The sequence below is a fragment of the Burkholderia sp. Ac-20344 genome, assembly GCF_017104975.1.
Classification (GTDB): domain Bacteria; phylum Pseudomonadota; class Gammaproteobacteria; order Burkholderiales; family Burkholderiaceae; genus Burkholderia.
Window position 1 is genome coordinate 1 of record NZ_JAAGPP010000129.1, and the last position, 26,837, is coordinate 26,837.

General features: G+C 62.4%; 20 protein-coding genes and 4 pseudogenes. 9 read left to right on the forward strand and 15 right to left on the reverse strand.

Annotated elements, in window-relative coordinates; all coding sequences use genetic code 11:
* From G3N64_RS30230 to G3N64_RS30245, 4 genes are all read right to left on the reverse strand, one after another.
* A partial coding sequence (locus tag G3N64_RS30230; RefSeq protein WP_205787420.1) for a TolC family protein occupies positions 1 to 880 on the reverse strand: 880 nt, incomplete at its 3' end.
* Entirely contained in the window at positions 877 to 4,068 is a 3,192-nt protein-coding gene (locus tag G3N64_RS30235) for a multidrug efflux RND transporter permease subunit (protein WP_205787422.1), read from the reverse strand. The genes G3N64_RS30230 and G3N64_RS30235, both read right to left, overlap by 4 nt.
* Positions 4,065 to 5,282: an efflux RND transporter periplasmic adaptor subunit gene (locus tag G3N64_RS30240; protein WP_205787424.1), complete on the reverse strand. Its 1,218-nt coding sequence runs from the start codon at positions 5,280 to 5,282 to the stop codon at positions 4,065 to 4,067. Before G3N64_RS30240 ends, G3N64_RS30235 begins: the two co-directional genes overlap by 4 nt.
* A 287-nt stretch (positions 5,283 to 5,569) precedes the next feature.
* Complete coding sequence (locus G3N64_RS30245) at positions 5,570 to 5,914, reverse strand: DUF4148 domain-containing protein (protein ID WP_205787426.1); 345 nt, start codon at positions 5,912 to 5,914, stop codon at positions 5,570 to 5,572.
* A 320-nt stretch (positions 5,915 to 6,234) separates the two neighbouring features.
* Here G3N64_RS30245 and G3N64_RS30250 point away from each other — a divergent pair, with 320 nt between their 5' ends.
* The 3 genes and pseudogenes from G3N64_RS30250 to G3N64_RS30260 form a co-directional block, all read left to right on the forward strand.
* Positions 6,235 to 7,260 carry an aldo/keto reductase gene (locus G3N64_RS30250; RefSeq protein WP_205787427.1) on the forward strand — a complete coding sequence of 342 codons (1,026 nt, stop codon included), beginning with the start codon at positions 6,235 to 6,237 and terminating at the stop codon, positions 7,258 to 7,260.
* 11 nt (positions 7,261 to 7,271) lie between these two features.
* Positions 7,272 to 7,364 (forward strand): annotated as a pseudogene (locus tag G3N64_RS30255) (SRPBCC family protein); the annotation flags it as partial.
* A 2-nt stretch (positions 7,365 to 7,366) separates the two neighbouring features.
* A pseudogene (locus G3N64_RS30260) lies at positions 7,367 to 7,962 on the forward strand (hypothetical protein); the annotation flags it as partial.
* A gap of 60 nt (positions 7,963 to 8,022) precedes the next feature.
* Here the strand turns inward: G3N64_RS30260 and G3N64_RS30265 are convergent.
* Positions 8,023 to 8,934 carry a LysR substrate-binding domain-containing protein gene (locus G3N64_RS30265; RefSeq protein ID WP_205787428.1) on the reverse strand — a complete coding sequence of 304 codons (912 nt, stop codon included), beginning with the start codon at positions 8,932 to 8,934 and terminating at the stop codon, positions 8,023 to 8,025.
* Positions 8,935 to 8,945: 11 nt separating this feature from the next.
* Here G3N64_RS30265 and G3N64_RS30270 point away from each other — a divergent pair, with 11 nt between their 5' ends.
* Positions 8,946 to 9,134: a hypothetical protein gene (locus G3N64_RS30270; protein ID WP_205787429.1), complete on the forward strand. Its 189-nt coding sequence runs from the start codon at positions 8,946 to 8,948 to the stop codon at positions 9,132 to 9,134.
* Positions 9,135 to 9,328: 194 nt separating this feature from the next.
* On the opposite strand, the gene G3N64_RS30275 is transcribed toward G3N64_RS30270, so the two are convergent.
* Positions 9,329 to 10,642 (reverse strand): MFS transporter, encoded by a 1,314-nt coding sequence (locus tag G3N64_RS30275; RefSeq protein ID WP_205787430.1) that lies wholly within the window; start codon positions 10,640 to 10,642, stop codon positions 9,329 to 9,331.
* A 228-nt stretch (positions 10,643 to 10,870) separates the two neighbouring features.
* On the opposite strand from G3N64_RS30275, the pseudogene G3N64_RS30280 reads away from it, so the two are divergent.
* Positions 10,871 to 11,890 (forward strand): annotated as a pseudogene (locus G3N64_RS30280) (iron-containing alcohol dehydrogenase); the annotation flags it as partial.
* Here the strand turns inward: G3N64_RS30280 and G3N64_RS30285 are convergent.
* Both G3N64_RS30285 and G3N64_RS40260 read right to left on the reverse strand, forming a co-directional pair.
* Positions 11,859 to 12,812 carry a LysR family transcriptional regulator gene (locus tag G3N64_RS30285; protein ID WP_205787431.1) on the reverse strand — a complete coding sequence of 318 codons (954 nt, stop codon included), beginning with the start codon at positions 12,810 to 12,812 and terminating at the stop codon, positions 11,859 to 11,861. The pseudogene G3N64_RS30280 and the gene G3N64_RS30285 overlap by 32 nt on opposite strands.
* A 43-nt stretch (positions 12,813 to 12,855) precedes the next feature.
* Positions 12,856 to 13,056, reverse strand: a pseudogene (locus G3N64_RS40260) (EmrA/EmrK family multidrug efflux transporter periplasmic adaptor subunit); the annotation flags it as partial.
* Between the two features lie 441 nt (positions 13,057 to 13,497).
* Here G3N64_RS40260 and G3N64_RS30290 point away from each other — a divergent pair.
* Positions 13,498 to 14,682 carry a thiolase family protein gene (locus G3N64_RS30290; protein ID WP_205787432.1) on the forward strand — a complete coding sequence of 395 codons (1,185 nt, stop codon included), beginning with the start codon at positions 13,498 to 13,500 and terminating at the stop codon, positions 14,680 to 14,682.
* 294 nt (positions 14,683 to 14,976) lie between these two features.
* Here the strand turns inward: G3N64_RS30290 and G3N64_RS30295 are convergent, their stop codons facing one another.
* The 6 genes from G3N64_RS30295 to G3N64_RS30320 form a co-directional block, all read right to left on the reverse strand.
* Positions 14,977 to 17,781, reverse strand: a complete 2,805-nt coding sequence (locus tag G3N64_RS30295; protein WP_205787434.1) for a winged helix-turn-helix domain-containing protein — start codon at positions 17,779 to 17,781, stop codon at positions 14,977 to 14,979.
* A 474-nt stretch (positions 17,782 to 18,255) separates the two neighbouring features.
* Positions 18,256 to 18,891 (reverse strand): glutathione S-transferase family protein, encoded by a 636-nt coding sequence (locus G3N64_RS30300; protein ID WP_205787436.1) that lies wholly within the window; start codon positions 18,889 to 18,891, stop codon positions 18,256 to 18,258.
* Between the two features lie 235 nt (positions 18,892 to 19,126).
* Positions 19,127 to 20,011, reverse strand: coding sequence for an NmrA family NAD(P)-binding protein (locus tag G3N64_RS30305; RefSeq protein WP_205787437.1), 885 nt, complete (start codon positions 20,009 to 20,011; stop codon positions 19,127 to 19,129).
* A gap of 695 nt (positions 20,012 to 20,706) precedes the next feature.
* Positions 20,707 to 21,474 carry an SDR family NAD(P)-dependent oxidoreductase gene (locus tag G3N64_RS30310; protein WP_205787439.1) on the reverse strand — a complete coding sequence of 256 codons (768 nt, stop codon included), beginning with the start codon at positions 21,472 to 21,474 and terminating at the stop codon, positions 20,707 to 20,709.
* A 65-nt stretch (positions 21,475 to 21,539) separates the two neighbouring features.
* Positions 21,540 to 22,421, reverse strand: coding sequence for an NmrA family NAD(P)-binding protein (locus G3N64_RS30315; RefSeq protein WP_205787441.1), 882 nt, complete (start codon positions 22,419 to 22,421; stop codon positions 21,540 to 21,542).
* Between the two features lie 132 nt (positions 22,422 to 22,553).
* Positions 22,554 to 23,126 (reverse strand): TetR/AcrR family transcriptional regulator, encoded by a 573-nt coding sequence (locus tag G3N64_RS30320; RefSeq protein WP_205787443.1) that lies wholly within the window; start codon positions 23,124 to 23,126, stop codon positions 22,554 to 22,556.
* Positions 23,127 to 23,822: 696 nt separating this feature from the next.
* Between G3N64_RS30320 and G3N64_RS30325 the strand changes: the two genes are divergently transcribed.
* From G3N64_RS30325 to G3N64_RS30335, 3 genes are all read left to right on the forward strand, one after another.
* On the forward strand, positions 23,823 to 24,209 hold the full coding sequence (locus G3N64_RS30325) for a hypothetical protein (protein ID WP_205787445.1): 387 nt from the start codon (positions 23,823 to 23,825) through the stop codon (positions 24,207 to 24,209).
* Positions 24,210 to 24,273: 64 nt separating this feature from the next.
* A complete protein-coding gene (locus G3N64_RS30330; RefSeq protein ID WP_205787446.1) occupies positions 24,274 to 24,984 on the forward strand; it encodes an SDR family oxidoreductase in 711 nt (236 codons plus the stop codon).
* Positions 24,985 to 25,124: 140 nt separating this feature from the next.
* On the forward strand, positions 25,125 to 25,490 hold the full coding sequence (locus G3N64_RS30335; protein WP_346778846.1) for a MarR family transcriptional regulator: 366 nt from the start codon (positions 25,125 to 25,127) through the stop codon (positions 25,488 to 25,490).
* 287 nt (positions 25,491 to 25,777) lie between these two features.
* Here the strand turns inward: G3N64_RS30335 and G3N64_RS30340 are convergent, their stop codons facing one another.
* Positions 25,778 to 26,419: an HD domain-containing protein gene (locus G3N64_RS30340; RefSeq protein ID WP_205787453.1), complete on the reverse strand. Its 642-nt coding sequence runs from the start codon at positions 26,417 to 26,419 to the stop codon at positions 25,778 to 25,780.
* Between the last annotated feature and the right edge of the window lie 418 nt (positions 26,420 to 26,837).

Genomic DNA, 26,837 nt, shown 5'->3' on the forward strand with positions numbered 1-26,837 from the left:
CCGCGCGGACGTCCGGCCGCCGGCGCAGCAGGTCGGCCGGCGTGCCGATGCCCGGCGCGGCGGCCGTCCACACCGGCCCCGGCGCAGGCGGGTCGAGTTGCGCGTAGATGTCCTGCGGCGTCGACGCGGTGATGATCGACAGCCGATGAATCGCGGCCTGCCGCTGCAGTTGCAGCGCGGGCAGTTCGGCCAGCGTCGTCTCCGTCTGCGCGGCGGCGCGATCGACGTCGGCAATCGGCACGACGCCGGCGTCGAACAGGCGCCGCGTCGATTCCTCGGTGCTGCGCTGGCTCAGTGCGTTGGCCTCGACCAGTGCCAGGCGCTGTTCGAGGCCGCGCACCGTCACGTAGGTCCGCACGGTTTCGTCGATCGTCGCGATCCGCACGGCCGCCGCATCGCTTTGCGCGGACGCGATGTCCGCGTCGGCGGCCGACACACCCTGACGGATGCGGCCGAAGACATCGATTTCCCACGCGAGGCTTGCATTCAGGTCGAACGCATTGCCGGTCGTCGGCGTATCGGTCGGGAACGCCTGCGACGCGGACATCCGCTGGCGGCCGGCGCTCGCGTTCAGGTCGAGCGACGGAAACCACTGCGATGCCGTGCCGATCCGTACCGCGCGCGCCGCGTCGATGCGCGCGACCGCGGCTTTCAGGTCAAGGTTGTTCGCGAGCGCCGTGTCGACCAGCCGGTCGAGAATGGGATCGTGAAAGCTGCGCCACCATGCGCCGGTGTCGGCCGCCGGGCCACCGGCCACGAGATCCGCGTTCGCATAGGTCGAAGCCAGCGGCGGCGGCGTGACGTGGGCGACCGGCGCGCTCGTGCACGCGGTCAGGACGGCCGCCGCGGACAGCGCGGCCACAAGTCGAACGAACTTCATTGCACCCCCTCCGTCGCGACGGCCGCGACAGCGGTCTTGCGCGTCGCGAGCCGGCGAACCATCACATAGAAGACGGGCGTGAACAGCAGCCCGAAGAACGTCACGCCGATCATGCCGAAGAACACGGCCACGCCGACCGCCTGCCGCATTTCCGCGCCGGCGCCTTCCGAGATCACGAGCGGCAGCACGCCGAGAATGAACGCGAGCGACGTCATCACGATCGGGCGCAGCCGCTGCACGCATGCTTCGACGACGGCCTCCACCAGTTCGATGCCGTCGGACTCCAGCTGCCGCGCGACCTCGACGATCAGGATCGCGTTCTTGGCAGCGAGCCCGACCAGCACGATGAAGCCGATCTGCGTGAGGATGTTCACGTCCTGGCCGAGCGCGCGCACGCCGAGCGATGCGGCGAGCAGGCACATCGGCACGATCAGCAGGATCGACACGGGCAGGCTCCAACTGCCGTACTGCGCGGCGAGCACCAGATACACGAGCAGCACGCACAGCGGGAACACGAGCAGCCCCGTGTTGCCGGCGGTGGTCTGCTGGTACGACAGATCGGTCCATTCGAACGAGATGCCGGGCGGCAGCACCTGTTTCGCGAGCGTTTCCATCGTCTTGATCGCGAAGCCGGAGCCGAGGCCGGGTGCCGTATCGCCGTTGATTTCGGTGGCCGGATACAGGTTGTAGCGCGGTGCGCGATCGACGCCGAGCGTGTCGTCGATGCGGGTCACGCTGCCGATCGGCACCATGTCGCCGTCGCGGTTGCGCACCTTCAGCCGCGCGAGATCGGATGCACCGACGCGGAACGGCAGGTCGGCCTGCGCGGTGACGCGATAGGTGCGCCCGACGATGTTGAAGTCGTTGATGTAGGTCGAGCCGAAATACGTCTCGACCGCATCGTTGATCTCCTGGCTCGGCACACCGAGCATCTCGGCCTTCTCGCGGTCGAGTTCGACATGCACCTGCGGGCTCGTCGCGGAGTAGGGCGTATAGACGCCGACCATGCCGGGCGTGCGGTTGGCGGCGGCCACCAGATCCTGCGTCGCCTTCGCGAGCGCGGCGGTGCCGAGGCCGTTGCGGTCTTCGAGCCGCATCGCGAAGCCGCCCGTGCTGCCGAGACCCTGCACCGGCGGCGGCATCGCGACGACGATCGACGCTTCCGTGACGCTCGCCAGCCGTTGACGCATCTCGGCTGCAATCGTCTCGATCGTCAGGCCCTGCTTCTTGCGTTCCGGCCACGGCTTGAACACCGGGAACAGGCCGGCGCTGTTCGCCGAATTCGTGCCGGTCGCCGCATTGACGCCGGAAAACACCGGCACGCGGGCGACCCCCGGCACCGACAGCGCGATGTCCTCGATCTTGCGCGCGACCGCGCTCGTGCGTTCGAGCGTCGCGCCGTCGGGCATCCGCACGAGCACGACCAGGTAGCCGCGATCCTGCGCCGGAATGAAGCCCTTCGGGCTCGACACGAGCAGATAGCCGGTCGCGGCGATCAGCACGACGTACAGCGCGGCCATCGCAGGGATGATCCGGACGACTTTCCGGACCAGCCGGCCATACGCATCGGACAGGCGCAGGAACACGCGGTTGAATGCGTTCGCGAAGCGCCGCACGACGCGCATCGCAGGCGCGAACAGCGCGCCAACCCGCGACACGGGCGCGGCCGCATCGTGTTCGTCGGCATGCGCTTTCAGGATCATCGCCGACAGCGCGGGCGCGAGCGTCACCGACGTGAAGAACGAGATCGCGGTCGACACGGCGATCGTCACGCCGAACTGGCGGAAGAACTGGCCCGAGATGCCGGGAATGAACGAGGTCGGCACGAACACCGCGCAGAGTACGAGCGTGATCGCGAACAGCGCGCCGCCGACTTCCTTCATCGTCGACAATGTCGCGTCGCGCGGCCCCGCCCCGGTCGACAGGTGCCGCTCGACGTTCTCGACGACGACGATCGCGTTGTCGACGACGATCCCCACCGCGAGCACGAGACCGAACAGCGTCAGGTTGTTGATCGAATAGCCGAGCGCGGCCATGGCCGCGAACGTGCCGACCAGCGACACCGGAATCGACAGGATCGGGATGATCGACGGCCGCCACCCTTGCAGGAACAGCAGCACGACGAACACGACGAGCACGACGGCCTCGTAGATGGTCTTGACCAGTTCGTGGATGCTGTCGCCGATGAACGCGGTCGGGTTGTAGCCGATGTTGTAGACGATCCCCTTCGGGAAGTCCTTGCTCAGCTCCGCCATCTTCTTCTCGACCGCATCCATCGTCGCGACCGCGTTCGCGCCCGGCTGCTGCAGGACCTGCAGCGCGATCGTCGGATGGCGCAGCATGTAGCTGTCGGTCGCATACGCGAGCGCGCCCACTTCGACGCGCGCGACGTCCTTCAGCCGCACGAGCCGGCCGTCCTTGCCCTGCTTGACGACGATGTCGCTGAAATCCTCGGGGCGCTTGAGCCGTCCTTCGAAGATCAGGTTCGGCTGGAACGCCTGGTTCGTGATCGGTGCCTGCGCGACCACGCCGCCCGCGAGCTGCGTGTTCTGCGCGCGCACGGCGGCAATCAGGTCGCTCGGGCTCAGGCCGAACGACGCGACGCGCTCGGGGTCCAGCCAGATGCGCATCGAGTATTCGCGCGCGCCGAGCGGGTTGATGTCGCCGACGCCTTCGATCCGCTTCAGCACGTCCGCGACGTTGCGGATCGCGTAGTTCGACACGTACAGCGGATCGTAGCGCTGGTCCGGCGAGTACAGGAAGATGGTGGCGAGCTGCGTCGGCGACGATTTGCGCACCGACACGCCGCTGCGCTGCACGGGCTCCGGCAGGCGCGGCGTCGCCAGCGCGACGCGGTTCTGCACGAGCACCTGCGCCTTGTCGACGTCGGTGCCCGGCTTGAACGTCGCGGTGATGTTCAGGCTGCCGTCCGAGGTCGCCTGACTGTACATGTACAGCATGTCTTCCACGCCGTTCACTTCGAGTTCGATCGGCGTCGACACCGTTTGCGACACGGTTTCCGCGGAGGCGCCCGGATAGGTCGCCTGGATCACGACGGTCGGCGGCGCGATGTCCGGATACTCGGACACCGCGAGCGAGAAATAGGCCAGCGCACCGGCAATCGTCAGCACGATCGACAGGACGATCGCGAGTACCGGCTGCTGGACGGACAAGCGACCGAGGTTCATTGCGCGCTCCCGGTCGTACCACTGGCCGCCGCGGTGGCCTGGGCCACCGTGGCCACCTTGGCCGCATCGATCGCGCGCGGCACGGCCTTGACCTTGTCGCCGGCTTGCACGCGCTGGAAGCCGTCGACGATCACGCGGTCGCCCGCGTTCAGCCCCGCGTCGATTTCGCGCAGGTTGCCGTACAGGCGGCCGGGCGTCACCGGGCGGATTGCGACGGCGCCGTTGTTGTCGACGAAATACAGCACGCGGCGCGTCGCATCGGTCGCGACGGCCGCATCCGGCACGAGCAGCGCGTGGTGCGCGATGCGGCTCGACAGGTACACGCGGCCGAACTGGCCGGGGCTCAGGCGGCGGTCCGGGTTCGCGACGCGCGCGCGCTGCCGCAGCGTGCCGGTCGAGTCGTCGAGGCGGTTGTCGACGAAATCCATCGTGCCCGTCAGCGACGGCTGCGCATCGCCCGGCAGCGCGATCGCCACCTGCCGCGACGACGCATTGCCGCCGCTTTTCTGCGCTTCGCGCGTATAGCGCAGGTAGCTTTCTTCATCGACGTCGAAGTAAACGTCGATCGGGTCCTGCGACACGATCGTCGTCAGCACGGTCGCGTCGCTGTCGCCGCCTTTCACGAGATTGCCTTCGCTGACGCGCTTGCGGCTGATGCGGCCCGACATCGGCGCGACGATCCGCGTGAACGACAGGTCGAGCCGCGCGCGCTCGAGTGCCCCTTGCGCACTCGTCACCTCGGCCTGCGCACTTTGCACGGCCTGCTTGCGCTGGTCGAAGAGGCTCTGCGCGATCGTGTCGGTCTTGATCAGGACGCTGGCGCGCTCGAAATCCTGCCGGCTCAGCTTCAACTGCGACTGTGCGCGTTCGAGCGCGCCCTGCGCGGCAGTCACGGCCGCCTGGTACGGGCGCGGGTCGATGACGAACAGCAGGTCGCCCTTGCGGACGGTCGCGCCGTCCTGGAACGCGACCTTGTCGAGATAGCCGCTCACGCGCGGGCGCACGTCGACCGTGTCGACGGCTTCGAAGCGTCCGGTATAGACGTCGACGTCGTTGACGTCGCGCGCGACGGGCGGGCTGACGATCACGCTCGGTATCGCGGCCGGCGACTCGTCGTCCGACCGACAGCCGGACAACGCGACGAGCGCGGCCAGTGGAATGGCGGCCAGCACGGCCGGTCGCGCGATGCGCTGCAATCCTGAGTATCGGTTCATATTCGTGTGAATTGTCGAGTGGGGCGCCACGCGCCAGATGGAGCGCAGTATCGTGCGCGGTGCGCGACCGATAAACGGACGAAACGGCATAAGATCTTGTACTCCGCAGTCACGAATCGACGCGCGTGCCGGCGGTGTGCGGGCGGGGTCGGCAGGCAATGGCCGTGCGTGGGGCGTGCGGCTACGACGAGCGGCCCGAATGCCTGTTCAGGCAATTCGGGCGATCGGTTCGGAGGGGAGGAGAAGCGGCGGTTCGAGCGGTGTTGTCTCGAGCACGTCGACGCGAATCAATGGCCGCGGTAGATGGAGTGGCGGCCGTTGACCATCGTCGTGCGGCCCGATTCGCTGGTGGCGTACGCTTCGCTGCCGTAACCGGTCGTGCCGGCAACCGGTGCCGTGTCCGGGCCGGTTTGCGCGACGGCATTTTCGCGGATGCGCTTTTCGGCGGCGAGAATCGCGGCCGGATACTGGTTGTGGTCCATGGCCGGGGTGTAGCCGACGGCCGCGAGCCGGGCCATTTCGGCCTTCACTTCGGCGCGGGTCAGTTGATGGTCGGCCTGTTGCGCGAACGACAGCGCCGGTGCGGAAAGGATCAGTGCGGCAAGCGTGGAGGACACGAGCGTTTTCATCATGGGTACCTATCAGGTTGAGTGAACCGCAACCACGTCGATGTCGTTGCGAGTGCAGCCAATATAGATATCGCGGCGCCCGGGAAAAACGGCCGCCGGCCCAAATGATTTTTGATTCCGAGGCATGAATCGAACGTCGATTCGGTCGGCAGCCCTGCCGGCTTGGCGTTCCGTCCGAACGGGATGCCGGGGCCGGTGAGCAAGCAGGCGTCAAATCGGCAGGTCAGACATTGCGGGACTCAAGTGTGTCGAATTCAGTCTTGGACAGACTTGGTCTGCCTCCCTAGACTGAACTCGCTTTCCGTTACTCCCTGGAGAAAATCATGAGTCTCGAAGACAAGCTGCCCGGTAACAAGATCCTCGGCTTCGGTACGGCCCCGCTCGGCAACATGTTCCGCAACATCCCCGACGCGGAAGCCGCCGCCACCGTCGAGGCCGCGTGGCAACACGGTATCCGTTATTTCGATTCGGCTCCGTTCTACGGCGCGGGCCTTGCGGAAATCCGCCTCGGCGACGCGCTGGCGAACCACCCGCGTGACGAATACGTGTTGAGCACGAAGGTCGGCCGCGTGATCCTCGACGAAGTCGAAGACGTGTCGGCGCGCGATCTCGGCGAAAAGGGCGGCCTGTTCGAACATGGGCGGCCGAACCGGATCGTCAACGACTACACGGCCGACGCGACGCTGCGCTCGATCGAAGATAGCCTGAAGCGCTTGCGCACCGACCGCCTCGACATCGTCTGGGTGCACGACATCGCCCAGGACTTCTACGGCGACGAATGGCTCGCGCAATTCGAAGTGGCGCGCAAGGGGGCATTCCGCGTGCTGAGCAAGCTGCGCGAAGAAGGGGTGATCAAGGCATGGGGCCTCGGCGTGAACCGCGTCGAACCGGTCGAACTGGTGCTCGACCTCGCCGAACCGCAACCGGACGGCATGCTGCTGGCCGGCCGCTACACGCTGCTCGATCACGAGCGCGCGCTGCAGCGCGTGATGCCGGCGGCTGTCGCGCAGAACGTCGGGATCGTCGTCGGTGGCCCGTACAGCTCGGGTGTGCTCGCAGGCGGCACGCACTTCGAATATCAGAAGGCTTCGCCGGACATCCTCGCGAAGGTCGAACGGATCAAGGCGATCGCCGCGCGCCATGACGTGCCGATCAAGGCCGCCGCGCTGCAGTTCTCGATGGCGCATCCGGCCACCGTCGCGGTGATTCCTGGCGCGAGCCGTCCGGAGCGGATCGCGGAAGACCAGGCTGCGCTGAACGTGGTGATTCCGGGCGACTTCTGGTGCGAGATGCGTGAACAGGGTCTGGTGGCGGCCAATGCGCCGCTGCCGACCGATCGTCGATCCTGAACGGTGACGACATGGCACGAGCACAGGCAAGCATCGAGATCCCGGCTTTGGCCGAGACGGTCGGGCAACTGATCGGTGGCTTCGGGTCGCTGCCCGACTGGCTGCGGGAACCGAGCTGATCGCGATCGTCAATGCGCGGCCCGAACCGATCCCCGTCTATGCGTAGATGAGCAGTATCAATCCGGTATTGCTGTTCCCGCACGCGCCAACGCGCCGACCGGCGCGAACCAGGGGCAGGGCGCGCTGTTCTCGACGAGCGCCGACGCGTTTTTCGAATCGAAGGCGCTGCACGAGGAGATTTTCGGCGCGGCGTCGTTGATCGTTCGGTGTCCCGACTTGAAGGCGATGCTCGCGCGGGTCGAGTCGCTGGAAGGGCAACTGACGACGGCGATCCATATCGACGAAGCCGATTACGCAGACGTGCGCCTGTTCCTGCCGGCGCTGGAGCGGCGCGCGTGCCGCGTGCTGGTCAACGGGTTCGGCACGGGCGTCGAAGTCGCGCATGCGACGGTGCACGGCGGCTCGTATCCGTCCACCGCGGACGGGCGCTCGACGTCGGTCGGCAGTCTTGCGATCCGCCGCTTCCTGCCGCCCGTCAGCTATCAGGACATGCCGGATGCGCTGCTGCCCGAAGCATTGCGAACGAGCAATCCGTGGGCGCTCGACCGCCTGCTCGACGGGACGATGACGCTCGCGAACTAAGGCTCGCGCGGCAAGCAAGCGGGGTACCGTGAAGCAACGGCGCCCCGCGTTTTCGCGGGCTTACTTGCCGGCCGCCGCGACGATTTCGTCGCCGGTCAGAATCTCGCGGAAGACGCCGACCAGCGGCCGCAAGTTGACCTTGTGCCACGCGGCCCACAGCGGCGTGCGGTAACTGAACCACGGCAGCTCGCGCAGCACGACGCCTTCCGGCACCTGGTGACGCAGGCTCTGCTGGATCATCGTCACGCCGAGCCCGGCGGCGACCAGCCCGAGCGCTGTAAGCGGCTCGGTCGCTTCCACCGAAATGTCCGGCGAGAAACCGGCCTTCGCACAGGCCGCGACGAACGCGCCGTGACGCGGCGCACTTTCCTGCTGCGTCACGCCGATCCATGCCTGCGCGGCGAGATCGTCGGCGACGAGCGTCTTCTTCTTCGCGAGCGGGTGCCCGTCGGGCATCGCGAGCAGCATCGGATCGTTCAGCACCATCGTCGAAGCGAGCTCGGGATCGTCCGTTGCGGGCGGTTCGGTGACGAGCGCGATGTCGAGGCTGCGCTCGCGCAGGCCCTCGAGCTGCGCGGCGGATGGATAGTTGTACAGCGCGATGTGTACCGACGGGCGCTCGGCGCGCAGCGCTTTCAGCGCGCGCGGCAGCACGCCCGAGTGCGTGGCCGTTTCCAGGTAGCCGATGCACAGGCCGCCTTCGTCGCCGCGGCCGAGCCGTCGCGCGAGCGATTCGAGCCGGTTCGCATGGCGCAGGAACGCGTGTGTTTCGCTGAGGAACGTGCGCCCGTCACGCGTCAGACGAATGCGCTGCTGGCTGCGTTCGAACAGCGTCAGGCCGAGCTTTTCCTCGAGCTGTGCGATCTGGCGGCTGAGCGGCGATTGCGAAATGTGGAGGCGTTCGGCCGCGCGGCCGACATGTTCCTCTTCCGCGACCGCGATGAAATACTGAAGCTGACGGATGTCGAGCATATAAGACCTTCATGAACTCAAGCTCGATGAATTATGTCTTGGGGGGACTTTCTCATGCAACCTGGATCGTGTTCACTTTCCTGTCGGGCCCGGGGAAACGCATGAACCTCAAAGGCACGCTGCCGGCCGATAGCCGGCGCGGTTTCGGTGTGGCGCCGCTCGGCTGCATGTTCCGCGACATCGACGCGCGACGACGGTGAAAAGAGCAGGCTCTTCGCGCGCGGACGCGCGAACCGTCCGGTGAGCGGCTACGCGGCGCGATGCGCCGCCGCCGATCGTTGAGCGACTGAAAACCGGGGACGATGCGACGAGGCCCGCTTGCGCGGGCCTCGTCATGCCGGTGAAGGCGGTGAAGGCGGTGAAGCGGTGAAGGCGAAGGTCGGCCGCGTGGCGGTCAGCCGTGCGTGCGCGGCCGATAGTCGATCATGCTGGAGAACCCCGCGATCGGTACGGCCATCGCGACGAAGAACAGCAGCGCGAGGAAGTACGATCCCGACCACTGGACGATCAGGCCGATCAGGATCGGTACCGCGACGCCGACCATGCTGCCGCAGAAGTTCATCGTGCCGCCGAGCACGCCGACGCGCTCCGGGCCGCCGACGATGGCCGGCAGGCTCCAGTACATTCCGCAGAAGCGGATGAAGAACATCGCGATACTCAGCGGCAGCACGGCCGCGTTCGCGTTCGCGATATAGGCCGCTGCGAGGATGCACGCGGCTGCGATCAGTGACGAGCCGCCGAACATCGTGCGCATCACGAGGTTCGGCGATGCCCCCGACGCTTTCCAGCGATCGCCGATGGTGCCGCCGATCAGTTCGCCAACGAAGCCCGACATGAAGATGACGAAGGTCGCGCCGCCCGTCGTCGCGATGTTGAAGCCGTAGGTCTTGTGCAGGTAGCTGGGCATCCACGTCAGCAGCCCGTAGAACACCGCGAGGATGCAGCTGTAGCCGGCGAACATCGCGAGCACCGAGCGGTCCTTCACGAGTTCGCGCAGCGGCACGCGTTCGCCCGAGGCTTTCGCCGGCGCGTTCTCGCGCGTGATGTGTTCGAGCTCGGCCGCATTCACGCCCGGGTGCTCGGACGGATGATTGCGGATGTAGCGCCACACCAGCACGCCCACGAGCATCGTGCCGACCCCTGCGATCACGAACGCGATGCGCCACGACCCGAACCATGCGATCAGCCCGGAGATCAGGATGGCGCCGAGCGCGCTGCCGAGCGGCGCGCCGCCGTCGACGAGCACTGCGCCGCGGCCGCGTTCATGCGGTGTCAGCCACGAGCCGATCAGCTTCGCGCCGGCCGGGAACACCGGCGATTCGGCGAAGCCGAGGCCCATGCGCGTGAGCATCAGCAGAATCCAGCTGTGCGACGCGGCGCCGAGCGCCTGGAACGCGCCCCACGCGAGCGTCGCGGTCGCGATGATGCCGCGCGTGTGATAGCGGTCGAGCATCACGCCGACCGGAATCTGCATCAGCGCATACGACCAGAAGAACGCGCTCAGCATCAGGCCTTCGAGTGCCGGCGACAGGTTGAATTCCGGCGCGATCAGCGGCATTGCGACCGACAGCGACGCGCGGTCGATGTAGTTGATCGCGACCAGCAGCATGAGCAGGAAGATGCGCCAGCGGACGCTGGTCGGCCGTGCCGCCGCGTCGAGCGAGGCCGGCGATGCCGTCGGGACGGCGGGGGAATTCGAGGGGGGCATGCGTGTCTCCGTCGTTATGGTTGCGGGAGCGATGGCATCGCTCCGTGACGTGACTGTAGGGGGATGGCCGCGTCTTGCCTAATGACGCTTCGTGATCGCGCGATAACCAAATGGCGCGGCGCGCGCGGGGAATAAGCGGGCGTTATCGGGCGATCCGGTTTTTTCATTACCGGCGGCGCGCGGCCGCTTGTAGTGTTCGGTGCGGAGACTTCACACGGAGAAAGCACCATGAGCCCATTCCAATATTTCTTTCCCACCACGCTGAAATTCGGCAACGGCCTCGCGCGCCAGGCCGGCGAACTGCTGAAGCCGCTGTTCAGCGGCAAGCTGCTGGTCGTGACTGACGAAGGCCTGATCAAGAGCGGCGTGCTCGAAGGGTTTTTCACGTCGCTGCGCGACGCGGACGTCGCATACGAAATCTTCTCGGGTGTCGAGGCGAACCCGAGCACGGCCGTGCTCGACAGCGCGCTGACGTTCCTGAAAGAGCACCGCTGCACGGCCGTGATCGGCGTGGGCGGCGGCAGCAGCATCGATACCGCGAAGGGCGTGGCCGCGATGGCCACCAACGGCGGCACGATCCTCGATTACGAGGGCTACAACAGGATTCCGGATGAACCGCTGCCGATCTTCGCGATCCCGACCACGTCGGGCACCGGCAGCGAATGCACGGCGTCGACGGTGTTCACGAACAAGGAAACGCTGTTCAAGACGGTGATCGTCAGCCACAAGCTGTTCCCGAAGCTCGCGATCCTCGATGCGGAACTCACGCTGAAGCTGCCGGCCGCGATCACGGCCGCCACCGGCATGGATGCGCTTACGCATGCGATCGAGTCGTACGTGTCGAAGCAGGCGAACCCGGTGAGCCAGTCGCTCGCGCTCGGCGCGATCCGCCTGATCGGGCGCAGCCTGCGCAACGCGTTCTACGTCGGCTCCGATCTTGCGGCACGCGAGGACATGCTGCTCGGCTCGTTCCTGGCCGGCGTCGCGTTTTCGCAGTCGAAGCTCGGCAACGTGCACGCGATCTCGCACACGATGGGCGGCGTGTTCAACATCGCGCACGGCATCGCGAATGCGGCGCTGCTGCCGTACGTGATCGACTTCAACCGTCCGGCATGCCCGGCGCTGTACCGCGATATCGCCCACGCACTCGGCGGCAACGTGACCGGCGTCGAGGCGGAAACGGCCGCGCGTGCGCTGGTCGAGCAGATCGTCGAACTCAATCGCGCGCTCGAGATTCCGTCGAACATCCGCGAACTCGGCGTCGACCTCGCGCACCTGGCGACAGGTGCGCGAAGGTCCGCGCGACGACGCCGTAAGGCTCGTCGAGCGCCGGGATCGCGACCGGCAGGCGCGCAATGAGGCCGAACCGTTCGCCGAATTCGGCGACTTCGTGCGGGATGACCGCCACCAGCTCGGGGCTCGCCTGCAGCAGTGTCAGTGTCGCGAACGTCGATGCCGTTTCGATCGGATAGCGCGGCACCTCGATGCCCGCATCTGCCAGCGCGCGTTCGAGCGCAAACCGCATCGGCGTGTTGACCGGATACGCGACCCATTCGGCGTCGGCGAGATCGCGCAGCGTCAGCGTGTCGCGCTCGGCTAGCGCATGCGTGCGCGCCGTCACGACCGCGAGCGGCTCGGATTTCAGCGGTACGTAATCGTATGCTTCCGGACGCCGGCTGTTGCCGTTGCGGCAGATCGCGAGGTCGATGCGGCCGTCGTCGATCAGCGCGAGCAGGCTCGCACTGGTGCCTTCGACGATCTCGACCGACAGGTGCGGCTGGCGGCGGCGCAGGTCGGTCAGCGCACGTGTGAGCAACGGCACTGCACCCATGATCACACCGACCGCAAGATGGCCGCCGTGGCCTTGCGTGAGCGCGAGGACTTCGGTGTGCAGGTGTTCGAGGTCGCTGTAGATGAGGCGCGCGTAGCGCGTGACGCAGCGACCGAGGTCGTTTGCGACGAGGCCTTTCGGTTGCCGCTCGAACAGCGGCATGCCGAGGATGTCCTCGATCTCGCGCAGCACCTTGGTGGCGCCGGGCTGCGAGATGGCCATCTCTTCCGCCGCCTTGTGCAGCGAGCCGTGGTTTTCGAGTGCGATCAGCAGCTTCAGCTGCTTCAGGCGAAGGCGCGATGCGATGTTGGCAAGCGAGGGGACTGCCAGCGGCTTCATGATGAAGGGACCCAATTGGAATCCGGAATTGTAGCGCTGCCTTACTTCCCGGCGAAAACTGATTGGAATTGAACTGCACGGAGCGCCGCGCGACATCACCGGCCACCGATGCGGGCGGTGTCGTGCGCGCATCGTTCAGCCACGCGTCACGAACCTTCGACGCAGTGGCCTGCACGTCCGGGTGTTGCTCGACCGATGTGCGGTCGGTCGGCGCGCGATTGGCGCCGGCTTGCCGGCGCGCCGCATGACGTAGCCGGTAGTCTGTCAAGTTCATTTAGGGGCAGATAGCGCGACATCCACTCGCATGCGCCGGAGTGAGGGACGCCGTGCGCCGTGTTGCACATCGTCGCCAGGATCCCGTCGGGCTACCGTCCCCAATCCCCTGTCGGACCGTCACGACGGCAGACGCATTGACAATATGCATATGCATAGATATCGTTTCTTCGCATAGGCAGCCGTGATCCCGAATCCGGTGCGGCGCCGATCGTCCGTACCGGGATGTCCGGCACGGACGGCTATCGCGTGCGCCATCACACCCTGCATGTCGAACAACACGTTCGGCCGACATCGCATCGAAATCGTTGCGCGGCGAGCCGCTCGATCCGACGGAGAAAAGGTGACGCAAGTCGCGCGGCCTCGCCCGCCGACGCGGCTGCGTCGATGTCAATCGATTGAGGAAACTGTCATGAGTACACCTGAAGTTGTCATCTGCCATCCCGTGCGCACGCCGATCGGGACATTCAATGGATCCCTGAAGGACACGCCCGCCGCCGAACTCGGCGCGATCGCCATGCGCGAAACGCTTCGTCGCAGCGGAGTCGACGGCTCGGCGATCGATACGGTCGTGATGGGCAACGTGATCCAGGCCGGCAACAAGATGAATCCTGCGCGACAGGCATCGATCGGCGCGGGCCTTCCGGTCGGGGTGCCCGCGCTGACGGTCAACCGCGTGTGCGGTTCCGGCGCACAGGCCATCGTCAACGCCGCACAGGACATCCTGCTTGGCTTCGCGAATGCGGCGATCGCGGGTGGCATGGAAAGCATGGAGCGCGCGCCGTACCTGCTCGACGGCGCACGCTGGGGATACCGGATGGGTGACGCGCCGATCCGTGACAGCATGCTGAGCGACGGGCTCGTCGACGCGTTCTCCGACCAGCATTCGGGTTGGCATACCGAGGATCTCGCGAGCCAGCTCGACATCGCGCGCGAGCGCCAGGACCGCTGGGCGCTGCGCTCGCAGCAACGCTTCTCCGCCGCACTCGCGGACGGCAGGTTCGACGCCGAGCTGGTACCGGTCGAGGTCCTGCAGCGCAAGGCCCGTATCTCGTTCGCGCGGGACGAAACGCCGCGCGCCGATACGACGCTCGACATACTCACAAGACTGAAACCGGCGTTTCGCCCCGACGGCACGATCACCGCCGGCAATTCGCCGGGACTGAACAGCGGTGCATCGGCAATGGTGGTGGCGAGCCGCGCGTTCGCCGACCGGCACGGCATCGCGCCGAGCGCGCGACTCGTTGCCTTCGGTGTCGCGGCCGTCGAACCCGGCATGTTTGGTCTCGGTCCCGTTCCCGCGGTGCAGATCGCGCTCGAGCGAGCCGGATGGTCGCTCGGCGACGTCGAGCGCTTCGAGATCAATGAAGCGTTTGCGGTCGTGCCGATCGCCGTCGCCGGCCGGCTCGGCATTCCGGAGGACATCGTCAACGTCGAAGGCGGCGCTGTCGCACACGGCCATCCGATCGGCGCGACGGGCGCGGTGCTCACTACCCGTCTGATTCATTCGATGCGGCGTGACGGTATCCGGCGTGGCGTCGTGACGCTATGCATCGGTGGCGGCCAAGGCATCGCACTTGCGATCGAGACGGACTGAATCGGGCCACCGTCAGACGGGGACGCGCGATCGTTCAATCGAGCCCCGTCGGCAAACATCTGTCAGTGGGCAGCCGCCACATCGCTCGATCCTCCGGCCTTGCCCGGCTTGGTGATCCGGATCATCGCGCAGATGCCGAGCGGCGCGGTATCCAATTGCTTTCCTGGAACGACGAGCGCTCGCCTTCTACACATGTCCGACGATCGATACATGCCCGATGCAAACAATGCAATGGGTTGCGAGCGTCTGCCGAATGACATCGCGCCTGGACATGTTGCTGGGACGCGCGTCCGCCTAGCGCGAACCGAGTTCGATGCCTTCACTGAGAACGGTACGGGCCGTGCGTACATCTCTCGTTTCCATGCCCTGGCTCACTCTCGAGAGGGTTGTCGAAAGAACATCCTCGGCCTCCTGCCGCTCACCCTTCTGGAACAGAAATCTGGACAAGCTGGTAGCGGCGCGCAGCTCGAATGAAAAAGTGCCGTGCTGCGTCGAGAGCGAAATCGCGTCTCGAAACAATGTCTCAGCCTTTTCGAGGGGCTTGCTACTATGCTCGAGATATTGCTCACCTAGCACACGCCAGATCTCTGGCGTCGCCCACCCGGCTTTGCCGGATGTTGCCCGCTCGATCGCCACGGGAGTAAGAAGTTGTCTGTTCACGGTGGCCAGTGTTTCATGAGCAGTCGGAGCCCAATGGTCAAACGCACGCCACCATGCTTTGCCGAGCGGCCGCGTTGATTGTTGTCGTCCGAATCCATAGCATTCTGCTTGGTCGCGCCAATTGACGAGCAGATACTCGCTGGAGAGCCCCTCAAGCAGCGACAGATATTTTTCCAACGCTGCATGGTCACCGCGCCAGCAGGCCACGGGACATGCCCCTGACGCGAGAGAGCAACAAACCGATAGGTCATGGCCGAGGCTTAGCGCTTCCTCTACGCTTTCCGCCGCAACGGTGACGGCGTCGTCGACAAGCCCAGCAAGCCAGAGTATTCGAGACCGAAGAGATGTAAGCGCGATGCGCGCATCATAACGAGTCGGGTCTTGTACCTTTCGCTTGGCCATTTTCGGTCCATAGATTGACAGTGCGACGTCCACATGATGCAGCGCACCTTCAACCTTACCCAATTGCGTATCCACCAGGGCTTGCATTCGGTGGTACATAGGTACGTCGGTATTACGTGTACGAGACAACTCGTGAAGCTGCTCGCAAAATCGGTTCGCTTCGTCGTACTCACCGGCCATTGTCGTCATCACGATGGTTCCATAGAGCACCTGAACCTGGCGGACTTCATGACGAAGATGCGTGGCCAGCGCCAACGCTTCGCGAAATGCGTGGGTCGAGATTCCGCGCTTGAGGGGTTGCGTCAGGAAATCCGCCTGCGCGAGTGCGAGCAGGAGTCGAAATTCGGGCTCGGCATCGGCTTTGCTGCCCCTCTGAATGAACCGCAGTGCATTCAATACACGTTGACGGTATTCCTCACAAAGGTACAGCTGATAGAAGAGTGAACCGCTCGACCAAGTGAGTGCCACGCCGAGTGTTTCGTCCGTTGCGCTCGCGAGTGACCAGTCGAGTGCGGCGCGTACGTCGTTCAGGATGCGAGGGGCCCCGGCCAGTTGATCCAATGCCGGCTCTGCCGAGGACCAGACCGCAGGTTCGGTGAAAAGCGAAAGAAAGTACCTGGCGTGCTGCCGTGCTGCGGCTTCGTACTCGCCGCATTCTCTGAGCTTTTCGATACCGTATGCTCTCGTGCTGTCAAGTAATCGGAAAGTTGGAGGCTGGCTGCCAGGAATCGACGTGAGTAGTGATTTGTCAACGAGATTCGCCATCGACGACACGATTGCGGGCGAGAGCGGCGAGCTGTCGTTCAAGAGCGCCCCCACCTGTGCGAACGAAAAGCTTCCCTTGAAGATGGCTGCGTGTCGCAATATCTTGCGCTCGTGTTCCGTTAGCGTGTCGTAGCTCCAATCGATGGTGGATCGTAGCGTCCGATGACGAGGGAGCGCAGTCCTGTGGCCACGCGTGAGCACGTCCAGCCGCTTGTCCAGCACGCCAAGTAAGCCTTCGGCGCCAAATACGTGAACCTGTGCGGCGGCCAGCTCGATAGCAAGGGGTAGACCGTCGAGCGAAGCGCATATAGTGCAGATGGTCTCGATGTTGTCTGTGAGGACGGTGAATTCGTTCGACTGGAACGAGGTGGACCGCTCGCAGAACAATCTCACGCTTGAGTACGATAGTGCGTCTTCAGTCGAGATTCCCTCCGCGTGTTCGGGAACGTCGAGCGGTCTGATTCGGTAGACGTATTCGTTTGGAACTCGCAAGGGCTCGCGGCTAGTCGCGAGAATGATGACGCGCTCGCATGACTGTGAAATGGCGAGTGCCAACTGAGCAACTGCGTCGATGACATGCTCGCAGCAGTCAAGTAGCAAGAGTCGTTCCGATTTTGCAAGGTAGTCGGTTATCGCATCGGTGGGCGAACGGTTGTCAACCAAGAGTTCAAGCGTTGATGCGACTGTACTTGCGACATGGTCGCCGTGACTGACCGACGATAGTTCAACGATGCTGGTCGTGACATTGTTCGCCTCGCTGAATGCTCGCACGGCCACGAGCGCAGCAGCCGACTTCCCGATGCCACCGGGGCCGACAATGGAAACGAAGCCTTTGGCTGACAATAAACGGCAGATGTCCTCGATCGCAGCGCGTCGGCCAATGAGATTGCTGATGTCGTTGCTTGCATCGCCGAGTGCTTCTGCCACTGCGGTGTTGTTCAAGATGGCGCAGGTCACAGGCCCGACAAAGCAGTAACCGCGCCCCGTGATGCTACGGATGCCATGCGAGCTTGCCGAATCTTCCGATAGGAGTTTTCGTAGCGCCGTGATCTGAACGCGCAAATTCACGTCCCCGACGACCGAGTCGGGCCACACCTTCTCTTGAAACTCCTTTTGGGACACGACCTCGCCGGGACGGTGCACGAGCAGTGACAGAATATCGAATGCGCGACTGCCAATTTCCGCGACTTCGTCCCCGCGTTCCAGACGACGTTCATCCGGGTAGAGGCGGAAACTGCCAAAGGAGATGCATGTACGCGGGGCCGGTGTCATCTGATGCTCACAGGAATGGTTTCGACTCGCCAAAGCTGGCGAGGGTCAAGCCGGCAGGCGTCTCGTTCTGACTGGGGTGGTTCCGGAGGCACTCCGGCAATGAAGAAGCCCAGCTGACACGGACGCGCGGCAATCAAAGTGTGTAATTCCCTCTCTGACTGGATGTTAATACTATCGGCTACTCCTTAGGCTCCTCTGCAGAGCTGGCGATGCCTCTCGACATGTGGCGGCGACAGGCGACGTCAGGGGCTGTTTGGAAAATGTAAGATTGACCGCGAAACGATGCTCGATACGGCCAACTTCATACGTTTGGCTTTCCGGCCGTTCGGCGATGTTCAAATACGGTGCATCCGCAGTGGACGAGTTTCAGCGCAATCTCGGCAGGACAGACAATGCATTGCCACGAGTGATTAAGTTGTCCACTGAACTCCAGGCGTTGCCGGAGCGTCGGCGCCGAGTTTTTGTTGGGGCGACCTATTGGCCAAATACGTTCAGGCCGCGCTGTACGGCGGGTCTGTTCACTACTTGCTCAAACCAGGCACGCAACGCGGGAAGTTGCTCCCAGTCGATATGGTCTTCATTGAATCTGGCAAAGGCAACCGCCGCGATATCTGCCAAGGTGAGCGTGTCGCCGGCGAGAAATGGCGTAGCAGTGAGAAATTGTTCGCAGAGTGCGAATGCGTCAGCACTGCGTTGCCGGTGTAGTTCAGCCATCTGCTCGAACCCTTGCTGCCCGGCAAACCAGCTCGCATGGCTCGGCGCTATCACATCAGTCACGATATAAAAAAAACGTTCCGTGGCGATAGCGGACGCGCTGGACTCGGCCTCGGGAAACAACGCTGGCCGCCCAAGACGCGCCGCATACAGCATGATGGCCGACGACTGCGAGATTACCAAAGCAGCGTTACCTTCACGATGACCGACAAGCACGGGCACCTTGCCTGCAGGGTTTAATGAAAGAAAGCCCTCGCTTCGCTGTTCACCGTGCCGTAAATTGACGCGCCTTGCGGTGTAAGGGATACCGGCTTCCTCCAGCGCGATTGCAGCTCTAACGGAGTTCCCGGTTGCCGCTCCGTACAGTACCAATGAAGTGCTCGGAATTGCGGTCATGTCAGATTCCTCAAGGGTGTACGTCGAACGCGAGTCGCGAACAAAAGCGCGGTTCACAGCGTCCCGGGGGAGCGGAGGGGCGCGACTTGATAGTCTAGCTTCCGCTACCGGATGGGAAAATTACAACGACGCTGGAAATACTCTGCGTCAGGCGAGTCCGAAACAGCGAAGGGGGCTACAGCGCCCGGCCTTCGCGTGGGTGACACCAATTGAAGCGATGAGGTTGCAACTGGAGTCAACCTTGGAACGCTTGACGGTTTGCTTCCAGGAACGCTCGAATGGTCTGAGGTGCACGGCCGGTGATTTCAGCAATAACGTTGTCCGCACCCGCGAAGACGCCGTTCTGATAGTCGATTGCCACTTCCTCGAAGTGCTGAATCAAAAACTCCGGAAGATTGTACGTCTCGAGATGTTGCCGGTACTCCCGGATAGTCGAGGGTGCGTAGACAATCTTGCGGTCAAGAACCTCGCTCATCACCTCGGCAATCTGCTCGTGACCAAGCTCGACGGGGCCGTATAACGGGAACGTTTTCCCAACGTGGCTCGCTGGATTCGAGAGCATTGCAGAGATGAACCTCGCTTGGTCTTCCGCTCCGATTGGGGCATGGCGACCGTTTCCGTACGGGAGCGTAATCTTGCCTTGGGTGACGATGGTATCGCGCACCCACGGAAACACGAACCATTCGGAGAAGAATGTCGGGCGGATGTGTACGGTAGGCACCCCCGACCAATCAAGTACACGTTCCGCAATCCAGTGGTCTCGCGCAGCATGGCTTTTCGAGTCCTCGCGCGCGGAAATCTGCGACATGTTCACCACGACATCGAGATTGGCGCGACGTGCTGCATCCGCAAAATAAGCCGTGGCCTGAATGAACCCGGGGCGCACTGGGTAACACAGGTACGCGCCAGTCATGCCGTCAGTTGCGCGAATAGAATCGTCATGACTGAGCAGGTCGCCGACAAGTACCTCAGCCCCCAGTTGCCGGAGTGCATCGGCACGCGCGTCTTCAGTATGGACGAGTGCACGCACTGCGTGACCAGCGTCGAGAAGTTGCTGCACGGTATAAACGCCCGTTTTGCCAGTCGCGGCAGTGACGAGGTATCGCTTCTGTTCTTCCATCATAGTTCTCCAATAGCGAGAGAGTTCATCAAGACGATTGCATTACGAGCGGCGCAGCTTCGATCGAATCCTGATATATGTATATGCACATTTAGAGTCGACGTCGGTATGTGCCGGTACTCCTGGCAGCACAGTGCGCTCGTCAGCCGTTGAGTTGCGGGTTCACAACCACACTTAGATGATATACAACATCTAAGTGATGATCAAAGAATTTTTTTGACATCCCGAGCTTGGGGCCAGGAGGTGGCACAGGGGGAAGGCAATACCTGACGCATGGTCGATACGGATGCGTCGCAGTCTGGTCGTACAGCGCATCGTCCTCTGCAGGCGGTGCATACCTGTGCCGCTGCAAGATTAGACAAAAGGGGATGCCTGTCATTTTTTTTGATTGGGTTTCTGCGCGAAGTGCCCGCCCGTGCCGAGGAACTCTGCGTGGGAGCCCTGATAAATCGCGCTGAGCCACGTCGAAACAATTTTGAAGCGGGCGACTGAGCCGGCTTCCCTGTGACTCATAAGGCATCGCTCGCGTGTCGCCTCAGGTGATTCACCAAGCTTCGCCCGGCTGGCGTGCGGTCCCGATATGCACGGCAAGAGAGCCAAACCGTTTCCGTGAGGCAGGCGCGCACCATCGTGCCTGGCGCCGGGGGGGGCCGGAACGGCAGGTATGCAGGTCGGTCTCAGCGCGCAGGCATGTCTCAAGGCGTTGGGAGTGGAAGGGGATTGTCGATAATGAACTGATTGAACTGCTCGACGACACCGTGTTCGTTCGGTCCAACGGCGTTTCTGAATTGCCGTGCCGCTTCAACCACAACTTCGGTCGTCGCGGTCTCGAGGAGCTTCAAGGCTTCTTCGACGAATGGCTCAACCTGCATTGCCCGTGGATCTCCACTTTTATGCACGAGGTCGGTGTCAACCCATGGCGGAGCCAGTTCAAGCACATGCACGGATGTGTCGCGAAGTGCGAAACGTTGCGACAGCGTGTACGAGTGAATCGCGGCCTTCGTCGCGGAATAGAGCGCGAACATGACCATGGGGATGAAGGCGACCGTAGAGCTTGTGTTGATAATCGCGGCGTCTGGTTGCTTCTTCAGATGCTCGACGAACGCGGCGCTCACCCGAACGGGGCCGAGAAGATTTGTGTTGATGAGGTGCACTGCCTGTGAGTCGTCGAGAGATCGCGTCACATCGTCGAAAGGCATAATTCCGGCGTTGTTGAATACGACGTTCAGGGCAGGGTATGTTGCAATGAGCGCTTTTGCCACTTGCTCGATCTGGACGGGACTCGTGACGTCGAGCCGTACTGCGTCCATGCCGGGATTCGCTTTCACCACCTCGTCGAGCAGTTCTTGACGCCGACCGCTTATGATGACCTTGTTGCCTTTTCGGTGAAGCGCTTCGGCGATACCGCGCCCAATGCCGGACGCGCCACCTGTAATGAAAACGGTATTTCCAGTTAGCTTCATGATCCACTCCTTTTAACGTATCTTCAGTGCGTGGTGCTTGCGCAACCTGCGGGCGGGCCGTCGCGTCAAGCGTCGAAGGCATGGCGATTCGTGGCAACGAATTCGTCGATTGTTTGTGGGGGCTGCCCGGTAATTCGGGCGATGACATCGTTTGTCCCGGCGAAGACCCCACTCTGGTAGTCGACGGCCACTTCTTCAAAGTGCTGAATCATGAACTCCTCAAGGTTGTACTGCTCGAGAAGTTCACGATATTCCGCTAGCGTGGAAGGGGCGTAGACGACGTTCCGACCAATGACCCTGGAGACAATCTCCGCGATCTGATGATGATTCAGTTCAACGGGGCCGTACAGCGGATACACCTTGCCGACATGTTCTGCCGGGTCTTCAAGAAGTTTGGCTATGACACGGGCCTGGTCTTCCGACGCGATGGGCGCATGCCGACCGTTTCCGTAGGGAAGCGTAATTTTTCCTTCGTTGACGATAGGGTCTCTTACCCATGGAAAGGTCAACCAGTCAGAAAAGAATGTCGGCCGGATATGGACTGATGGAACACCGGACCAATCGAGCACGCGCTCAGCAATCCAGTGGTCGCGTGCCGCGTGACTTTTCGCATCTTCACGCGCGGAGATTTGAGACATGTTGACGACGACTTTGAGGTCTGCGCGGCGTGCGGCGTCAGCAAAGTATGCGGTCGCTTGAATGAAGCCGGGACTCACGGGATAGCAGAGATATGCCCCCGTCATTCCCTGTGTCGCGCGGATTGCATCGTCATGGTCGAGCAGGTCACCCACCATCACTTCGGCTCCAGCCCTCCGCAGGGCTTCAGCCCGGTCGTCATCGCGCCGAACGAACGCACGAACTGTATGGCCGGCACGCAGTAGGTTGTTGACGGTGAAGACACCGGTCTTTCCGGCCGCGGCGGTCACCAGGTACTTGCCTTTTTCCATGAGTGCATGCTCCAGTTGGTGAAACATCAATCATCAAGGAATACTGATCACTGCTCGAACAGGCGGCCCGCTAGCCTCCCGCAGTGTGTTCCCTGGCACAGCAACGGCACTGACCCGGAGGGGCCATTGCCGTCATGGTTCGATCAAATGGCGCTTCACCGTTTTCAGGAGAGCGTCGGATGCCTTCGGGTCCGAGACAATCCGCGATAGCGTTATCGCTCCGACCATCGCGGACAACGCGAACATCGCATGGGACGTGTCATCCTCGGCTTCGCCGCTTCCGATGTGCTCGGCCAGAACTTCGACCATCTTGCTTAACCCCTGTGTTGCGGTCTCGCGCGTCAGTTCGTCGGCGCGAGCGAGTTCACTGCCCATGCCGGCAAACGGGCATCCGCCGGCGGCATTGTCGCGATGGGCCTTGGACACATAGCTGTTCACCATGGACGCAAACCCTGCCTTGCCGTCGGATTTGCGTGCCAGCTCGCCAAGCGAGTCAACAACCGACGAGAGCCCAAGCTCAAACGCTTCCGCCAACAACTGGTTTTTCGATTCGAAATGACGGTAGAAGCCACCGTGTGTCAGTCCTGCTTCGGACATCACATCGTTAAGCCCTGTGCCTTGTATCCCCTTGCTCCTGAACTGTTGAGCCGCGACTTCGACTATTCGCCGGCGTGTTTCTGCTGTTTCAGCTTTTGACTTCCGCATCGTCCACCTCGATTCACAGTATCATTCTAATAGATGATAGAAGTCATCTAAGTTGATGTCAATGACCCGGCGTCAGCCCGGCCGCTTGAGGCGGGTGTTCCGCTCTGGCGCTCATCTGCTCACGCGAAACTCGACGACACACGCACCCAGATTACTTCAGATATCGAACCAAACCCTGAAAACGACTGAGCAGAACTGAAATCGCGGAAAAAGTGTCCGGGACGCGGCCGGACGGGTCTACCATGCATGGCAGCAATGCTGCGAGCCGTGACGGTCGCGGGTGGTTTCAGGTCGCCTGAATGCATGTCATGCATGGGACGAACCACTTTGATATGCAAACGATGACCCAGGCCATGAGACGTCTGCCCGGAAGGTCTACGTACTCAAGGGCGGCCTCTTCCGTCGAGCTGAGTTTTTGAAGATGCGTCGGGCCTGAGACGAGCACATGCACCACGAGCAGCTGCGCATACGACGGAATCGTCAGCGGTCCACGTTCGATGGATATGTCCGTTTGGGGTGCCTGTCTCGTGCGGCTCGTTCGATTGTTGCTGAATGCCGACATGTGAGTTTGTTCCGACAACATTGATTTCTGTGTAATTGCACACTATCTTTCGCCCATGGAATGAGAGCGATGTGAAGTTCCGTTGTGTTTTGCGTGACCGAGCCATTCCGATTTTTATTGATAGGAGTACAACCATGTCAGTCAACAACAGCGGCCGTCATCCGTTCCTTGATGACCTTACCGAAGACGCCATCCTTTCGAGCACATTGCTGCGCCAGCCAGTATCTGGCCGTGAGCGTATCAAAAGTGTCATTGCAGCCGTTGGCGCGCTGTATCAAACCCAGACGCCGACGTTCCTGGGCGTCGTTGAAAGCCGTACCTTGCTGCAGTACGACGCGGTTCTGGTCGATGGAATTGCGATCCGCGGCACCGCGGTGATCCAGCGCGATGAAGGTGGCAATGTGCCGCGTGTCAGTGTGACGTTCGAGCCGCTCGATGCTGCCATGCATCTTTCGCGACAACTGGATTCGGTCTTGCGAGAGGATATCGGTGATGGCTTTTTCCTGCCCTTAAGGACGTGAATTCCAGCGTAACGACCTGGTTGCCGGACATGGACTTGGTTTTTTATTAACAGGAGAGTCAGCTATGAGTATCAAAGGTGCAGTTGTGTTTGTGACCGGCGCAAGCCGTGGTCTTGGACTTGCATTCGTGCGAGAGGCTGTGGCTCGCGGAGCCGCGAAGGTGTACGCAGGCGTGCGTAATCCGGATAGCTTCAGTGAGCCCGGCGTTACCCCGGTCAAGCTTGATGTAACGGATGCTCGTTCGGTTGCCGAGGCAGCCAGGATTGCGGCGGACACCACGGTGCTGGTCAACAACGCTGGAATCGCCGAAGTCACCAGCGTTCCCTTCTCCGAAGATGTTGCGGAACAGGCTCGCCGCTTTTTCGAGACAAATTACTACGGCGTGATGCGCGTGACCGCTGCGTTCCAGCCGTCGCTGCCGAAAGATGGCACAGGCGCGATCATCAACGTGCTGTCGGATGCCACGTGGAGAGTCGTCCCGTTTCTCGCACCCTATGCAGCGTCGAAGGCTGCGGCTTGGAGCTATACGAACAACATCCGTGCGGTGTTGGCGGAAGAGCGTATTCAGGTGTTGGGGCTTCACGTTGGCGTGATGGATACCGACCTCACGAGAGGCTTCGATGTGCCGAAGAGCGCCCCAGCAGACGTGGCTCGTCAAACGTTCGATGCACTGGAAGCGGGCGAGAGTGAGATTTTGGCCGACGAGCAAACGCGCGCGTTGAAGCAGACACTGTCGTCGAAGAATTCGGCGTACATCGACCCGACGGTTGCTTAAGCTCCGGTGGCGTTCTGCTACCATGACGTGCCTGAATGTACGAGCACGTGATGAAGAAGCCGGGTAGAACGTCAACATCAGTGGATCTCGATAGTCCTGACGTCTGTTATGCGTTAGCCGGGCGGCGGAGTGCTCGCTTCGTGACTCGCATTTATGAAAGTTATCTTGAACCCGCCGGTATTACGTCGTCGGAGTTCTCGATTTTGTCGCTGCTTGAATTCACGCCGGCCATCACTGTCGCGGAGTTGGCGCGAAAGATGGAGATGGAGCGGACGACACTCGTTCGTGCGCTGAAGCCTATGCGCGAGGCGGGCTATGTTTGCGAGGGAGAGGAGAAGCTTGGCCGTGCGGTGACGCTGGTGGTATCGAAGGCGGGCTTGAAAAAACTTGCCCAGGCGAAGCCGTATTGGGAAGCGGCCCAAAAGGCCTTCGAGAAAAGGGTAGGGAAAGCCGAAGCTGCTCTGTTCCGGGAAATGGCATTGGCGGCGGTTTCTCATCGAGAGTGACTCGCCAAGTCCGCACCATGACTTCCCTGTCCGCCCCTCAATATGTACGCTATCGCGCATATTGAGGGGCGGGTTCCTTTATGGATAGGTGAAGGGATCCTTCGGCCAGAGGCGTGCACGGTGGGCCGCATACAGCACCACGCAACCGTTTCTTGTGGTCGACGTCTTCCCGTCGCATGACCCGAAGGCAGCTGTCGAGTCTACGTCTTAGCGCATCAGGCGTCTGGAAGGATGGCGCCAGGCCCCATTCTTCCAGACGCTATCGTGCTTTCGGTCTTCGGCTGTATTCAGCTGTCAAAAGGCGCATTCTCGATAAGGTCGCAAACATTCGGGCAATCGAAGCCGTGGATGTGCCGACGCCCGATATCTGCAAGCCCTGTCCCGACTGCCGTATGAGGCTTCTTGCGCACAACCTCGGCAAGCGCTTGCGTGAATGCGGACTTCATGCCCGCTCGGGGATATATCGAGAGGACGTCATCGACGAAGGCTGGTGTAAGTTCCTCAAAGTTCAAGCCGAGAACGTCGACATGAGCGCCGAGAAAGACGAGCGCAATTTCTGCCTGCTTGCGATCGGCAATGCCCGCACTGGAGTGCAGCGCGATTCCGTCCCAGACCATCTGTGCCTTCGTTTCGGCATAGCCGTTCGCGATGAGAAATCTACTGGCGGCATCGGCACCGTCGACCTCGAAGCGTTGGTCAGCACTGAATTCTTCGGTCAATCCCAAGTCGTGCAGTAAGGTTGCGAGATAGACGAGTTCTCGGTCGTACTTGAGCCCACGCTTCCTACCGAGAAATTCCGCGAACCACCAAGTGCGATGGACGTGATTCAGAATCGGTTTTGAATGAACTCGCTCGACGAGAGAGGCCGCGCTGCGCGTCAATGCCGAGTCGGGAGCGACTATTCCTCCGATGGTGACAGGTGCGGTCAATTTATCCTCCATATGATGCAGTAGTCCTGTTTCAGGGCAGGCGTCCATCAACGCAAGGGTATGTGCGCACGTGTCGAGGCTCGCAGGGAAAACGCTGCGGGCCCGGGCACGGCGTATCCGTAACCGTAAGAGATTTCTGCCCGGACGTCCTGTTCCGCATCTGCATGGAACCTGAAAATATTCGGACAGCCCGGGAGCATGCCTTCAGCGGTTTGACCACGAGATATAAGCCAGGCAATCAGAGCGCAAATCGGCGCGGCGACAGGTGGCCATGGCCGCGGTCACTAACGGCTGATATGACTCCCGGTGTCAATCGGGATCGGTTTTTCGGTTTCTCTGGTTCATGTTGCCGGAATTTCCTGAGGGCGACGTAGCAGTACATCTCGACGGTGGATCAAGCTGATATCCGCGGGTTGGG